This window comes from Gillisella vitis, from assembly GCF_021559775.1.
GTDB lineage: Bacteria > Pseudomonadota > Alphaproteobacteria > Rhizobiales > Rhizobiaceae > Allorhizobium > Allorhizobium ampelinum.
In genome coordinates, this window is sequence record NZ_CP056048.1 from 973,876 (window position 1) to 988,767 (window position 14,892).

At 60.4% G+C, this 14,892-nt stretch carries 10 protein-coding genes; 2 read left to right on the forward strand and 8 right to left on the reverse strand.

All coding sequences use genetic code 11. The annotated features are described in order from the left end of the window. Positions 1-6: 6 nt before the first annotated feature. The 7 genes from AVCG78_RS21330 to AVCG78_RS21355 form a co-directional block, all read right to left on the reverse strand. On the reverse strand, positions 7-693 hold the full coding sequence (locus tag AVCG78_RS21330) for a response regulator (protein ID WP_071207189.1): 687 nt from the start codon (positions 691-693) through the stop codon (positions 7-9). After that, positions 690-3,398 (reverse strand): sensor histidine kinase, encoded by a 2,709-nt coding sequence (locus tag AVCG78_RS21335; protein WP_071584540.1) that lies wholly within the window; start codon positions 3,396-3,398, stop codon positions 690-692. Before AVCG78_RS21335 ends, AVCG78_RS21330 begins: the two co-directional genes overlap by 4 nt. A gap of 9 nt (positions 3,399-3,407) precedes the next feature. Beyond that, positions 3,408-3,983 carry a potassium-transporting ATPase subunit KdpC gene (gene kdpC, locus AVCG78_RS21340; RefSeq protein WP_012654321.1) on the reverse strand — a complete coding sequence of 192 codons (576 nt, stop codon included), beginning with the start codon at positions 3,981-3,983 and terminating at the stop codon, positions 3,408-3,410. 2 nt (positions 3,984-3,985) lie between these two features. After that, positions 3,986-6,049 (reverse strand): potassium-transporting ATPase subunit KdpB, encoded by a 2,064-nt coding sequence (gene kdpB / locus AVCG78_RS21345; RefSeq protein WP_071207334.1) that lies wholly within the window; start codon positions 6,047-6,049, stop codon positions 3,986-3,988. A gap of 18 nt (positions 6,050-6,067) precedes the next feature. After that, on the reverse strand, positions 6,068-7,777 hold the full coding sequence (kdpA, locus tag AVCG78_RS21350; protein WP_071584539.1) for a potassium-transporting ATPase subunit KdpA: 1,710 nt from the start codon (positions 7,775-7,777) through the stop codon (positions 6,068-6,070). A 152-nt stretch (positions 7,778-7,929) separates the two neighbouring features. Then, positions 7,930-8,016 (reverse strand): potassium-transporting ATPase subunit F, encoded by an 87-nt coding sequence (locus AVCG78_RS27330; protein WP_070148480.1) that lies wholly within the window; start codon positions 8,014-8,016, stop codon positions 7,930-7,932. 247 nt (positions 8,017-8,263) lie between these two features. Beyond that, on the reverse strand, positions 8,264-10,090 hold the full coding sequence (locus tag AVCG78_RS21355; protein ID WP_143049370.1) for an FUSC family protein: 1,827 nt from the start codon (positions 10,088-10,090) through the stop codon (positions 8,264-8,266). A 369-nt stretch (positions 10,091-10,459) separates the two neighbouring features. Between AVCG78_RS21355 and recQ the strand changes: the two genes are divergently transcribed. Continuing rightward, complete coding sequence (recQ, locus tag AVCG78_RS21360) at positions 10,460-12,316, forward strand: DNA helicase RecQ (protein WP_071584537.1); 1,857 nt, start codon at positions 10,460-10,462, stop codon at positions 12,314-12,316. Between the two features lie 15 nt (positions 12,317-12,331). Continuing rightward, entirely contained in the window at positions 12,332-13,597 is a 1,266-nt protein-coding gene (locus AVCG78_RS21365; RefSeq protein WP_071207179.1) for an FAD-dependent oxidoreductase, read from the forward strand. 13 nt (positions 13,598-13,610) lie between these two features. Here AVCG78_RS21365 and AVCG78_RS21370 read toward each other — a convergent pair whose 3' ends face one another. After that, positions 13,611-14,876 (reverse strand): D-amino acid dehydrogenase, encoded by a 1,266-nt coding sequence (locus tag AVCG78_RS21370; protein ID WP_071207177.1) that lies wholly within the window; start codon positions 14,874-14,876, stop codon positions 13,611-13,613. Positions 14,877-14,892 lie beyond the last annotated feature (16 nt).

Genomic DNA, 14,892 nt, shown 5'->3' on the forward strand with positions numbered 1-14,892 from the left:
AAGCGGTTACGCCAGCACAAAGCGATACCCCACCCCGGCTTCGGTGAGGATGATTGCCGGTTGGCTTTCGTCTTTTTCAATCTTGGCGCGGATCTGGCGAATAAAGACGCGCAGATATTGAAGGTCGTGGGCATGGGCCGGGCCCCATACCTCTTTCAGCAATGCGCCATGGGTCAAGACGCGACCCGCATGGGTGGCGAGCAGGCGCAGCAGATCATATTCCTTCGGCGTCAGCTTGACCGGCTGATCCGCTCTTGTGACGAGGCGGTGGTCGATGTCGATGACGAGCTCACCACTGCGGATGGTGGATGGGGCCGGTTCCGCTTGCGGTTTATGGCGAAGGGCGACGCGAATGCGGGCCGTCAATTCGCCGATTCCGAACGGTTTTTCGAGATAGTCGTCGGCACCGAGATCAAGGGCTGCGATTTTTTCGATCTCACGGTCGCGGGCAGACAGCACGATGATCGGGATCGGGTTCCAGTGTCGCAATTGGGCGATCACCTCTTTGCCGTCCATATCAGGCAGGCCGAGATCGAGGATCAGCAGATCAGGCACGGCGGTTGCCACCAGCGCCAATGCCTGCTTGCCTGTATCGGCTTCAATCACCTCGTAACCGGCCGCCGCAAGGGCAGGGCGCAGGAACCGGAGGATCTGCGGCTCATCATCGACGACGAGAATGCGTTGCCCTTTCATGCCTCAGTCCGGTCCTTTTCCATATTCTCCAACGGAAAACGCAGGGTGAACCGCGTGCCTATCCGTTTCACTGCCGGGCTTTCGACGGTGATCGTGCCGCCCATCGCCTCGACAAAGCCCTTGGCAATGGCAAGGCCAAGCCCGGTCCCCGGCTTGCGGCCATCCGCTCCTTTGCCGCGACGGTAGAACTTTTCAAAGATCCGGTCGATGTCTTTTTCCGAAATGCCTTTGCCCATGTCCGTTACCGAAAGCGATAGCACTGTATCATCGGCGCGGGCATAGACGGTGACCGGCTCGCCGCCGCCATGCTTGCAGGCATTGTCGATCAGGTTGAACAACACCTGACCCAGAAGCAGGCTATCTGCCCGCAGCAAGGGCAGGTCCTTGGCAATGCTGGCACTAATGTCTGTGGCTGGTGCGACACGGCGAGCACGGGCGATGCTGTCCGAAATCACATCGTTCAAATCCACCCAATCGTGCTTGGCTTCCAGTGCACCTGCCTCGATCCGGGTCATGTCCAGCAGATTGCCGACAAAGCGAGACAGCCTTTCACCCTCTTCCTCGATGGATTGCAGCAGGTCGCGGCGGCTTTCGACGGGCATGCGCTCGCCAAATTCCTTCAGGCTGGTGACAGCGCCGGTAATGGTGGCAAGCGGCGTGCGCAGATCGTGGGAGATGGAAGACAGGAGCGTTGACTGGAAACGTTCCCGCTCCAAGCGCGCCTGGTCCTCTACACTGCGGATCGTCAGATTGGCGCGGTCGAGAGCGATTGTCACCTGGTCCAGAATAGCGGAAAGCGCCCGCTCCTCCATCGGATCGAGTGGCTCCCCAGTCATTTCATGGCCACAGACGGCCAGTGTACCGGCAGGACTGCGCAAGGGCCGAAATTGCAGTTTCGAATTCGGCAGGGTACCGGTGCCAGCACCCGCTGTCTCGCCTTTTTCGAGAGCAAAACGGGCCGCGGCCATTTCCGCCACCCCAAGCTCGGTATCCGGCGGCCAGCAGGAGCGTAGGGCGAGCGTGCCGTTTTGCGGTGAGAGCAAGGCGACGGGCCGCTTGATAATGCCATTCAACTGGCTGACGGCGGTCCAGACCACGCCATCGGCATCCACCGTTCCCGCAAGTTTTGAAGAGACGTCGTAGAGGATCTGCGTCTGTGTGGCGCGGCGGGCCGCGATCTGCCCCTGGGCGCGTATCCGTGCGGCAATGCCACCGGCGATCAGCGCCGCCGCAATGAACATGACGAAGGCAAAGACTTCATGCGGAGCGGCGATGGTCAGGGTGAAAACCGGTGAGATGAAAAAGAAATTATAGGCCAGCGCCGACAGAACGGACGTCAGAACGGCGGCGACATAGCCTTCCCGCAAAGCCGAAACCAGCACCGCGAGCAGAAACAGCATGGACACATTGGGCAGGGCCACGAAATGGATGATGCCGCGTGCGCCGATGACCGCCACCGTGGTCGTGATGAGAGCGGTGATGATATCTCTTGGGCGAACGGGCAGGCTCTTCAGTGAAAAGGTTTTCGTCAGCCCGGCGCGCTTTTTTTCCTCTGGTGCGGCTTCGCCAGTGACCAGGTGAATGCCCATGCCGGATCTGACGTCCAGCAAGGCATCCGGCAGGGAGCGGCGGAAAAGCCTTTGCCAGCGGGATCGCTTCGGTGCGCCAATGACGATTTGGGTGACGTGTTCCTTCTTGGCGAGACGCAGGATTTCGTGAACGAAATCGCGGCCCTGGACGCGCCGGGTTTCTGCACCAAACCGTTCCGCCAGCCGAAATAGCTCTTCGATCCTGGTCTGGTCGCCGGGATTTTCATCCGCCTGATCGGCCTGTTCCAGAGAGACGACCAGCCAACGGGCATTCATCCCGGAGGCGAGATTGCTGGCGGTGCGGACCACTTTTTCCGAGAGCGCATCCGGGCCGATGCAGACAAGCAGCCGCTCACCCGTGCGCCACGGTCCCTCGATGGCATTCTGCTTGAGGTAATCGACCATTTGGTCATCGACCCGGTCGGCAGTGCGGCGCAAGGCCAGTTCGCGCAGCGCGGTCAGATTGCCCAGACGAAAAAAACTGTCGGTGGCGCGACGGGCATTGTCAGGCAGGTAGATCTTGCCCTCTCGCAGCCGGACGATCAGTTCTTCCGGTGGCAGGTCGATGAGCACGACCACATCGGCCTGTTTCAACACCCGGTCTGGCACGGTTTCCCGCACCTGGACGCCGGTGATTTGCGTGACGATTTCCGAGAGGCTTTCGAGATGCTGGATGTTCAAGGCGGTCCAGACGTCGATTCCGGCAGCCAGAAGTTCCTCGATGTCCTGGTGGCGTTTCGGATGGCGGCTTTCCGGGACATTGCTATGGGCAAGCTCATCGACAATGATGACCGCAGGACGGCGGGCAAGCGCCGCGTCGATGTCGAATTCCTCTAGGACACGGTCCTTGTAGGCAATCTGCTTGCGCGGCAGGGTTTCGAGCCCGTCCGTCAGCAATTCGGTTTCGCTGCGGCCATGGGTCTCGACCAGGCCGATAACGATATCAATGCCCGCCGTCTTTTGACCGCGGGCACGTGATAACATGGCATAGGTTTTTCCAACTCCGGGCGCTGCTCCCAGAAAAATCGTCAGTTTTCCCCGTCCGTCCCGGTTGGCGAGCCCAAGCAGGGCGTCAGGATCGGGACGGCGGTTGGTGTCGCGCTGGGCGTCGGACATGAGTAGACCTTATTGAGTGGCTCCTGCCGCATCGAGCGCCATGTTCAGCCGCAATACATTGACCCTTGGCTCACCGATCACGCCCAAAAGCCGTGGTTGCACCTGGGCTTCCACCAGCGCTGCCACATCCTTTTCCGGCATGTTGCGGGCTTTGGCAACCAGCGCCACCTGTTGGCGAGCATTTTCAGGCGAGATATCCGGGTCAAGCCCGGAAGCGGACGACGTGACGGCATCAGCAGGCACTGGCCCGCTGCGACCGTTCGCTTGCCAGGCGGTGACAGCGGCGGCAATCTGGTCCTTCAGCTTTTGCGAGGTGGCCCCAAGATTGGTGCCGCCTGACGCCAGCGGATTATAGGGCGAATTGCTGGTGGCCGATGGGCGGGAGGCGAAATAGCGTGGCGACGTGAAGGCTTGGCCGATCAGGGCCGAGCCGACCACGGCATCGCCTTTCGTGACAATGCTGCCATTGGCCTGGGCGGGAAGCACCGCTTGCGCAACGCCGGTGATGGCGAGCGGATAGGCGAGGCCGCAAAGACCGGTAAACAGCACGGTCATGGTGATGGCGGGACGAAGATGGGACAGCATGATTACACCCAATGCAGCGTTGTAATGGCGAGATCGACAATCTTGATGCCGATGAAGGGAAGGATCAGGCCGCCCACACCATAGACCAGAAGATTGCGACGCAGCAGCGCTGCGGCCCCAACCGGGCGGTAGGCAACCCCCTTGAGGGCAAGCGGGATCAGCGCAACGATAATCAGCGCGTTGAAGATCACCGCCGAGAGGATGGCCGATTGCGGCGAGGCGAGCTGCATGATGTTGAGCGCGGCAAGCCCCGGATAGGCGGTGACAAACAGAGCCGGAATGATGGCGAAATATTTGGCGACGTCATTGGCAATCGAAAACGTCGTCAGCGAACCGCGTGTCATCAACAGCTGCTTGCCGATTTCGACAATCTCGATCAGCTTGGTCGGGCTGGAATCCAGATCGACCATATTGGCGGCTTCACGTGCAGCCTGCGTGCCGGTCTGCATGGCGACACCGACATCGGCCTGGGCCAGCGCCGGGGCGTCATTGGTGCCATCGCCGCACATCGCGATCAAACGGCTGCCCTGCTGGGCCTTGCGGATATAGGCAAGCTTGTCTTCCGGCGTCGCCTGGGCCAGAAAATCATCCACTCCGGCTTCAGAGGCAATTGCTGCGGCGGTGATCGGGTTGTCACCCGTGACCATCACCGTGCGGATGCCCATGGCGCGCAGGGCGGCGAAGCGTTCCTTGATGCCGGGCTTGACCACGTCCTTCAGGTGAATGACACCCAATAACCGGCTGCCATCGGCAACGGCCAGCGGCGTGCCGCCCGATTGGGCGATGCGGGTGACGGCGTCGGTAAAGGCGCGTGGTGCCGATGCCGCGTCGAGACCGGTGAAGGACAGGACCGAATCCACCGCACCCTTGCGAAGACGCTTACCCCCGATATCGACACCGGAAAGCCGGGTTTCGGCAGTGAACGGGATGACCGCATCCGGTGCCGCATCGGGGGCGGACTGGCCGTATTCGCCGGTCGCCAAGGCGACGATGGAGCGGCCTTCAGGTGTTTCATCGGAAAGGCTAGCAAGAAGGGCAGCCTCGGCGATTTCAGTGGCGCTGACACCAGGCACGGCGATGAAATCGCTGGCCATGCGGTTGCCGAAGGTGATGGTGCCGGTCTTGTCGAGCAGCAGTGTATCCACGTCACCCGCCGCTTCCACGGCGCGGCCCGAGGTGGCGATGACGTTGAAACGCACTAGCCGGTCCATACCGGCAATGCCGATGGCCGATAGCAGGCCGCCGATCGTGGTCGGGATCAGCGTCACCAGAAGGGCGGCCATGACCGTAACCGTCAGCACCACGCCGGAATAGCTGGCAAGACCCCAGAGTGTGACGACGGCGATCACGAAGATCAGCGTCAACCCGGAAAGCAGGATCGACAGAGCGATTTCATTCGGGGTTTTCTGGCGTTCGGCGCCTTCGATTAGCGCAATCATCCGGTCAACGAAGGACGAGCCGGGAGCCGTGGTGATCTTGATGCGGATCTCGTCCGACAGAACCTGGGTTCCGCCTGTCACAGCAGAGCGGTCGCCGCCAGCCTCGCGGATGACAGGTGCGGATTCGCCGGTAATGGCGCTTTCGTTGACTGAGGCAACGCCCTCAATCACTTCGCCATCGCCGGGAATGAGTTCACCAGCGGCGACCAGCACCACGTCGCCAATCTTCAGCGTCGTGGCGGCAACCGTGGTTGTTTCCCGGCTGCTGGCGGCATTGCCCGTGACTTTACGTGCGGAAAGCTCGCTCTTGGTGCGGCGTAGGCTATCGGCCTGTGCCTTGCCCCGGCCTTCGGCGACCGCTTCCGCGAAGGTGGCAAACAACACGGTAAACCAGAGCCAGGCGGCAATCTGGCCGGAGAATACCGCTGAATTTCCGGTAATCAGGTCGCGGACCGCCAGGATCGTGACGACCATGGCGACGATTTCGGTAACGAACATCACCGGATTGCGGATCAATTGCCGCGGGTCGAGCTTCACGAAGGCATCTTTGAACGCGCCCTTGAGGATCGACGGTTCAAACAGCCGTTGGGCGGGCCTGGTCTCTGAGGTGGATTGTGACTGTGTCATGATGACAGCCTCTTTCAATCAATAAAGGGTTCCGGCGAGCATGCCGACATGTTCTGCAATGGGACCAAGTGCCAATGCTGGGAAGTATTGCAGCCCGCCCAGGATGATGATGATGGCGACGAGCAGGCCGACAAAGAGCGGCGTATGGGTGGGGAAGGTACCTGCGGAGGCCGTGCCTTTTGTCTTTGCAGCGAGAGAACCGGCAATGGCGAGGACGGGAACCGCGTAGGCGAAGCGGCCAAGCGCCATGGAAATGCCGAGCGTGGTATTATACCAGGCCGTATTGGCCGAAAGCCCTGCAAATGCCGAGCCGTTATTGCCAGCCGCAGACGTATAGGCATAGAGGATTTCCGAGAGACCATGCGGTCCGGCATTGCCAAGCGAAGCCAGCGCATTGGGGAGTACGGCAGCAATCGCCGAAAATCCCAGGATGGCAAAGGGCAGGACCAGTACGGCCAGCATGGCATATTTCATCTCCCGGGCCTCGATCTTCTTGCCCAGGAATTCCGGTGTGCGCCCGACCATCAGGCCAGCGACGAAGACAGTCAGCACACAGAAGACGATCAGCCCGTAAAGGCCGGAGCCGACGCCACCGGGAAGGATTTCGCCAAGCTGGATCAGGAACAGTGGCACCAGACCGCCAAGCGGGGTGAGGGAGCCATGCATGGCGTTGACGCCACCGTTGGAAATACCTGTGGTGATCGCCGTATAAGCCGCACTCATCGCCTGACCAAAGCGGACTTCCTTGCCCTCCATATTACCGAACGAAGGATCGAGCCCAAGGGCTAGATGGATGGGGTTGCCTGCTGTTTCAGCGATGTAGACAGCGGCAATGCCAGCAATCAGCAGCACGGCCACACTGGCAATCAGCGCCCAACCCTGGCGCAGGTCGCCGACCATTTTGCCGAAGGCATAGATCAGCGCCATGGTGATCGACATCATCGCGAGAATGTTGAGGTAATCGCTGATCGCCGAGGGGTTTTCAAACGGATGGGCCGCATTGGCATTGAAGAACCCGCCGCCATTGGTGCCAAGCTGCTTGATGGCTTCCTGGCTGGCAATTGGTCCCAGTGCGATGGTCTGCTGGGCCCCGTCCAGTGTCGTGGCCGTCACAGATGCATCGAGGGTTTGAGGAATGCCCATCCAGACGAAAACCAGGGCCAGCACAATCGACATTGGCAGCAGCAGATACAGCGTCGAGCGGGTCATATCGACCCAGAAATTCCCGAGTGTGTTGGCAGCCGAACGGGCAAAGGCCCGGGTGACGGCCAGCGCGATGGCAATGCCGGTGGCGGCCGACAGGAAGTTCTGCACGGCAAGGCCGGCCATCTGCGAGAAATGGCTGGCGGACTGCTCGCCGGAATAGGCCTGCCAATTGGTATTGGTGACGAAGCTGATCGCGGTATTGAAGGCCAGATCGGGTGTCATGCCAGCAAAGCCCTGCGGATTATAGGGCAGATAAGCCTGAAGCCGCAAAATGCCATAAAGCACCAGAAAGCCAGCGGCATTGAAGGCGAGCATGGCGAGCGTATAGGCTAGCCAGCCTTGTTCCCGGCGTGCATCAACGCCGGATATGCGCAGGAGCAGCCGCTCAAGAGGGCCGAGAATGGGAGAGAGAAACGTCCGCTGCCCCTCGAACACGCAGGCGATGTAAAGCCCAAGCGGTTTGATGGTGAGGAAGACGAGAGCGAGCAGCAAGCCGATTTGCAGCCAACCGTTGGAAGACATGATGTTCTCCGGAAAGAGGGATTGCGTCCCACATCGTCGTCGCTACGAGAATGAAGCGACGCGGTGCGGGACGTCTGATGCTTGGCAGGAAAGAGGGTTGTCCGATGTCTGAAAAGACAAACGAGACAAGAATGGCTGAAGCGGGTGTCGCTTCAGAAACGTTCGGGCCTGATCAGCGTGATCAGCAGGTACACGCAGATGAACAGGGCCGCGGCAAGACCGAGCAGGGGTTCGAACATGGTCGCCTCACAAACTGTTTAAGGCGCGGGCATAGACCGCGAGAGCCACGAAGCTCCCCAGTCCGATGGCGATGAATAGCAAGTCAGTCACATTGTGCTCCTGTCTATGGTCAGGCATGCACACTCCACCCGAATGACATTAAATCTCGATAGGGAATGCGGTGGCGGGAGATAAGGATTTCATAAAGATGTTGTGCAAAGGAGAGCGTTTCCGGGAGCCGGTTTGAATGACTCCGGCTCCATGCCGCTACCGGCTATGCCACAGAACCGCCGCTTCGCCAGCGAGTTGCCGCGCCTTTGCCAGTGTCTCGACATCGGTGGCAGGGGGCGTTTTCCCAAGGTATCGATCCGGTGCATGGAAAGCGATCTCGGCTTCGGTGCTGGCAATTCCGGCAGCGCGGCGCGTGAGAGCGATCTGCGCCGCGTCGCCGCGTTCGGCGGCATCACGGTAAGCGCGATTGGCGTCCAGCGCCCGGGCTGCCAGCTCTGAAAGGGACGGCGCCTTGTCGGGCCAGACGAGGAAGGTGACAATGATTGCCGCGAGACTGCCGATGATATTGTCGAGCATTCGCGCCGATGCAATGCCAGCGCCTGGATGCAACATGTCCATGGTCAGAACGAACAGCATCGTCAGCACGGTGACGAACAGCGTATAGCTGACGGAGCGCAGGGCAATGGTTGCTGCGGCCAGGGGAATGATGATGGCGGTAAGCAGTCCTGATGCCGGTATGCCGGTTAGTAACGCCAGAGCCAAGGCGCTGCCCACAACCGAACCGATCATACGCTCCAGCGCCCGGCTCCAGCTCATCCGCCGGTCCGGCTGCAAAACCACGACCACGGCCATGGCGGCCCAATAGGGATAGTTCAAGGCCAGCAGATGGGCGACGACGGTGACAACCGTCACCCCCACGGCACTGCGAACGGCCCCACGCAAAAAATGTTGCCGCTGCCGGGCCTGTGCCATCTTGTCCGAAGCGGCCTGTTCCGGTCCCGCCGTTTCGGCAACGTCTGGTGCGGTTTTCCATTGGAGTGCTGTTGCAATGCTCCGCACCGCGCCCGCGACGGCGTCACGGCGGTCCGAAACGCTCTGCTCCAGCACTGAAAGCCGATTTTGCAGCTCGGTCACTGGCTCCGTATGCAGGGAGAGATTTTGGGCAGCCGCAATGAGGCTCGGCCGGATAACCTCGGCGCAAAGCTGGCCAATATCTGCCTGCCGCTCGGATGAACGCAGATGGTCAAGCGCCAGAAGCGCGTGAAAAATATCATCTGCCGCCAAAAGCGCGATATGGAGTGCGGTCTTGTCGCTTTGCTCAGAGGGGTGGGCTGCGCGGGTAAGGTGAGACCGCGCACGCTCCATCGCATTGCGCACAGCGCGCCGATGCTGGCTGCTCTTGAAGGTCCAGGCTTGCGTGGCTGCGGGCTGAGATATGGTGTCGAGCTCAAGCGTCATATCGGCCAGCCGGGCGTAAACGGCGGAAATGGCGCGCCGTGCTGGGCGCCAGGCATCTGTTGGCCACAGGACAGTCAGCACCAGCGCGGCCCAGGCGCTGCCAGCCAGAAACGAACAGGCGAGCAGGGCGGCCTGTGGTGCCGTGTGAGGATAACCCGCCGCCACAACCCCAACCACGCCAAGGAGTGTGGCGACAAGCGGCACGACAGGCCAGCGCAGCGGCAGCAATGCGGTCAAACCGACGAGAATTGAGCCGGCGGCAAGCCCTGCTATGGACCCGAAACCCGCAAGCCAGGATGCGAGGAAAGCCGTGAGGCTGCCCAGCAGCGCGAAGGTCGCCAGCATCCGCCGCTGGAACCGTTTTTCGCCGCCGGTATCGGCAAGGCAGGTCCAGAAAGCCGCAAAAATCGACCAGCCAAATTGGCTTTGCCCTGCCGCGACGATGAGGACGGGAACGCCGACGATAAATGCCGAGCGCAGGCCATCAATGATGTCGAGATGTTCAGGCGTCAACCCGATTGCACGCAGTTCCAGCCAGCGCGCAATGCGGCGAACCCAATGTCCTGAAGGGCGGCGTGCTGTTTCAGTCTCTGATGTCATCGCCAAGCCAAGGACAGTTTTCACGATTTTTAGTCGCCCCGTTTAACATTTCTGATAGCATTTCCAAATGCATGCTGATGGAAAATTGTATCAAAGACAGACGCCCGATACCTCAGGCGAGTTTGCATGACTCATGTGTCGAAGACTGATGTCTGCTGCACCACGCAAAGCCGGTCTGGCTGCCGTATTCAGAGGTTTTGCTTGCGTTGTGACGGTGAAGCTCGTTTTGGTTGCGTTTCGGGTTTGTTGACCTTAGCTGTTTTCATCCCACGCTGCCTAAGGTCATCCAGGTTGCACGGGGCATGATATAACTCTATCTCTTGGCTTTCGCTGCCATCCGGTAGCCAATTAAACAGCCCTGTTGGGCATCCTTAATGTCTCGAAAGCAATGCCATGCCGTCAAGCCAGCCCCGCCACGAACCGACATTCGAGCATGGCGAAAGACATCCGCTGTCCATTCTGAAGCGGGTCTATGGCTATCCGGCCTTTCGCGGCAAGCAGGCCGAGGTGGTTCAGCAGGTGGTGGCTGGCGGCGACGCGGTCGTGCTGTTTCCGACCGGTGCTGGCAAATCGCTGTGCTTCCAGATCCCGGCTCTGTGCCGCGATGGGGTCGGCGTTGTGGTGTCGCCGCTGATTGCGTTGATGCGCGACCAGGTGGAGGCGCTGAAGCAGGTGGGGGTGCGGGCGGCGGCGTTGAATTCCTCGCTGTCACGGGAGGAGTTTGTCGAGGTGCGGCGCGCCATTGCCGATGGCACGCTTGATCTGTTGTATGTGACGCCGGAGCGGATCGTCACGCCTGCCTTCAAGGAGGTGATCGGCTCTGCGAAAATTGCGTTGTTTGCCATAGACGAGGCCCATTGTGTCTCTCAATGGGGCCATGATTTCCGCCCGGAATATCGGGAATTGGGCAAGCTTGCCGAGGCCTATCCCGGCGTGCCGCGCATGGCGCTGACGGCAACTGCCGATCCCCATACGCGCGATGATATTATCGACAAGCTCGGCCTGCAATCGGCCAAGGTGTTTACCACCTCCTTCGACCGGCCGAATATCGCCTATGAAATCGTCGAGCGCGACCAGCCGCGCCAGCAGCTCCTGCGGTTTCTTTCCCGCCATGAAGGCGAGAGCGGCATTGTCTATTGCCTGTCGCGTGCCAAGGTGGAGGAAACGGCGGAATGGCTCAACACGCAAGGGGTGCGGTCGCTGGCCTATCATGCTGGCATGGATCGGGTGTTGCGCGATGCCAATCAGGATGCCTTCCTGAAGGAAGAAAACCTTTGTCTCGTGGCGACCGTTGCCTTCGGCATGGGCATCGACAAGCCGAATGTGCGCTATGTTGCGCATCTTGATCTGCCTGGTTCCGTCGAGGCCTATTACCAGGAAACCGGTCGAGCCGGGCGCGATGGGCTGCCGTCGGATGTGTGGATGGCCTATGGTATGGCCGATGTCATCCAGCGCGGGCGGATGATCGATGGCGGCACCTCGGCTGAGGAGGTGAAGCGCGTCGAGCGGGCCAAGTTGAATGCGCTGCTGGCGATCTGCGAGACCCCCGGTTGCCGCCGCCAGGCAATCCTGGCGCATTTTGGCGAAGTGCATCCCGGTGCCTGCGGCAATTGCGATACCTGCCTGAAGCCGGTGGAAACCTGGGACGGAACCGACGCGGCGATCAAGGCGCTGGCGGCGATCTACCGTACCGGGGAGCGTTTCGGCACCGGCCATCTCATCGATGTGCTATTGGGGAATGAGAACGACAAGACAGTAAAGTTTGGCCATGTTGATATGCCGGTTTTCGGTGCGGGCAAGGATCTGCCGTTAAAAACCTGGCAATCGGTGTTCCGGCAACTGTTGGCCGCCGGTCTGATCCGGGTCGATCATGACGCTTTCGGCGCGTTGAAACTGGAGCCGGACGCGCGCGCCGTCTTCAAGCGGGAGCGTGAAGTGCGATTCCGCAAGGACCGTCCGACCAAGGGCAAGGCGGCACGCACTGCCTCGCCCGCAGCCGCAAAGGCGAAATCTGCGCTGGAGGGGGCCGATATGGAATTGTTCGAGGCGCTCAGGGCGGCGCGAATGGCGATTGCCAAGGATCTTTCCGTGCCGCCTTATGTAGTTTTCCCGGATACGACGTTGATTGCCTTTGCAACGGAAAGGCCTGATAGCCGTGAGGCGCTGCTTGGTATTTCTGGCGTCGGCCAATCAAAGCTGGAACGCTATGGCGATGCTTTCCTGGAGGTTATCCAGGCGCATGAGCGATGATGAGAGGCACGGATCATGAATGAACAGGAAGACCTCGCCTCTGTTCTCCCCATCGAGGAGACGATTGACTGCGATTGCGCCATTGTCGGTGCCGGGCCTGCCGGGTTGATGCTCGGCCTGTTGCTGGCGCGCGCCGGGGTGAATGTTACGGTGGTGGAAAAGCACGGCGATTTCCTGCGCGATTTTCGCGGCGACACACTTCACCCCTCCACACTGGAAGTGATGCATGAGCTTGGCCTGCTGGAAGATTTGTTGAAACTGCCGCATGTGCAGGCGCCGACTTTGCATGCGGAAATCGGCGGACGTGACGTGACGATGGCTGATTTCTCCCGGTTGCCGACCCGCTGCCGCTTCATCGCCTTCATGCCGCAATGGGACTTTCTGGATTTTTTGGCGCGCGAAGCGGGTAAATACCCCAATTTTCGGCTGTTGATGAATGCCAGAGTAGAGACGCTGCTGGAAGGCCCCGATGGGGTGACGGGCTTGACGGCTTCCGCCCCGCAAGGCCCGGTGACGCTGCGATCCCGGCTGGTGGTCGGTGCCGATGGGCGCCATTCCGTCACCCGCGCCAAGGCCGGGCTGGAAGTGGAAAGCTTCGGCAGTCCAAGCGATGTGCTGTGGTTCAAGCTATCCCATCAGCCGCAAGACCCGCCCTATACGATGGGGCATGGCGGTCCAAGGCAAGGCTTCGTGATGATTGATCGCGGCGACTATTGGCAATGCGGCTATATCGTTCGCAAAGGCAGCTTCGATACGGTCAAAGCCAAGGGAATTGATGCCTTCCGTCAAGCCGTGGCTTTGGTGTCGCCGCTGGCCCCTGAGCGTGTGGAGGAAGTCACCTCATTTGACGATCTCTATCTTCTCAGCATCCGTATCGATCGCCTGAAACGCTGGTGGAAGCCGGGGCTGATCTGCATTGGCGATGCGGCCCATGCCATGTCGCCGATCGGTGGTGTCGGCGTTAATCTGGCCATTCAGGATGCCGTGGCCGCGGCAAATCGGCTGGCAAAACCACTACTATCAGGCGAGCCTTTGGACGCCCATCTCGCCGCCATCGAGAAACGACGCCTGTTCCCAACCAAGGCGACGCAGAAACTGCAATTGATGATGCGCCGCAAGCCGAAGCCCGAGGATGAGACGGTGGCGAACGAAGCACCGGCCAAGCCCTCCGGCCCGCCCGCATTCCTGAAGACCATTGCCCGCTGGCCGCTGCTTGCCCATATTGCTGGGCGGTTGATCGGCCTTGGCTTCAGGCCGGAGCATGTCCGGCCCTTGAAATAGGCCAGCACCTTGGTTATCCGGCCCGACCGGCAGCATATCGGCTGAGCGCCAGATCGGCATTGTCGATTTCGGTCTGGCGGCCACTGACGATGTCGCTGATCAAACGGCCCGAACCGCAGCTCATTGTCCAGCCCAGCGTGCCATGGCCGCTGTTGATATAGAGATTGCTGATGCCGGTTGCGCCGATCACTGGCGTGCCATCCGGCGTCATTGGGCGAAGTCCGGACCAGAAATCGGCCCGCGCCATGTCGCCGCCGGGAAAAAGATCGGTGACGGAATGTTCGAGCGTGCGACGACGTGCGGCACCCAGATCATTGGTATAGCCGGAAATTTCCGCCATGCCGCCCACCCTGATCCGGTCGCCCAACCGGGTGATGGCGATTTTGTAGGTCTCGTCCATCACGGTGGATTCAGGTGATTTCGATGGATCGACAATTGGAATGGTCAGCGAATAGCCCTTGACCGGATAGACCGGCAGCGTGATGCCGAGCGGCTTCAGCAGCAGCGGCGAATAGCTGCCGAGTGCCACGACATAGGCGTCGGCGGTTTCGGTTCCCCTGTCGGTGACAACGCCGGTGACCTTGCCCCCCGATACCACCAGCCGTTCTATGCTGCGGCCATAGTCGAATACTACGCCAAGCGAGGCGGCCTTTTCAGCGAGCTGATTGGTAAATTTGAAACAGTCGCCGGTCTCGTCCTTCGGCGTCAGCAAGCCGCCGACGATTTTATGGCGGGCTGCCGCCAAGGCAGGCTCGACCCGGATGCAGGCTTCACGGTCCAGCACTTCATAGGGAATACCGTCCGCCGCCAGTGCTTTCACATCTTTCGCCGAGGCATCCAGCTGCGCCTGAGTTCGAAACAGCTGCAAAGTCCCCTGCATGCGCTGGTCGTAGTCGATATTGGTCTCGGTGCGCAGCTGCGCCAGCGCAATCCGGCTGTAATCGGCCAGCCGCAGCATCCGGCTTTTGTTGATCGCGTAGCGCCCGGAGGTGCAGTTGGAGAGCATTTTCAGCATCCAACCCAGCATGGTGGTATCGATTTTCGGTCGCAGGATCAGCGGGGCATGTTCCATGAACAGCCATTTCAATGCCTTCTGCGGAATGCCCGGTGCCGCCCAGGGCGAACAATAGCCGAAGGACACTTCGCCCGCATTGGCAAAGCTGGTCTCCAGGGCCGGACCCGTTTGCCTGTCGATGACCGTGACCTCGTGGCCAGCTTTGGCAAGATAGTAAGCACTGGTGACCCCGATGACGCCCGCGCCCAGAATGGTAACTTTCATGTCGTTCCCCAATATT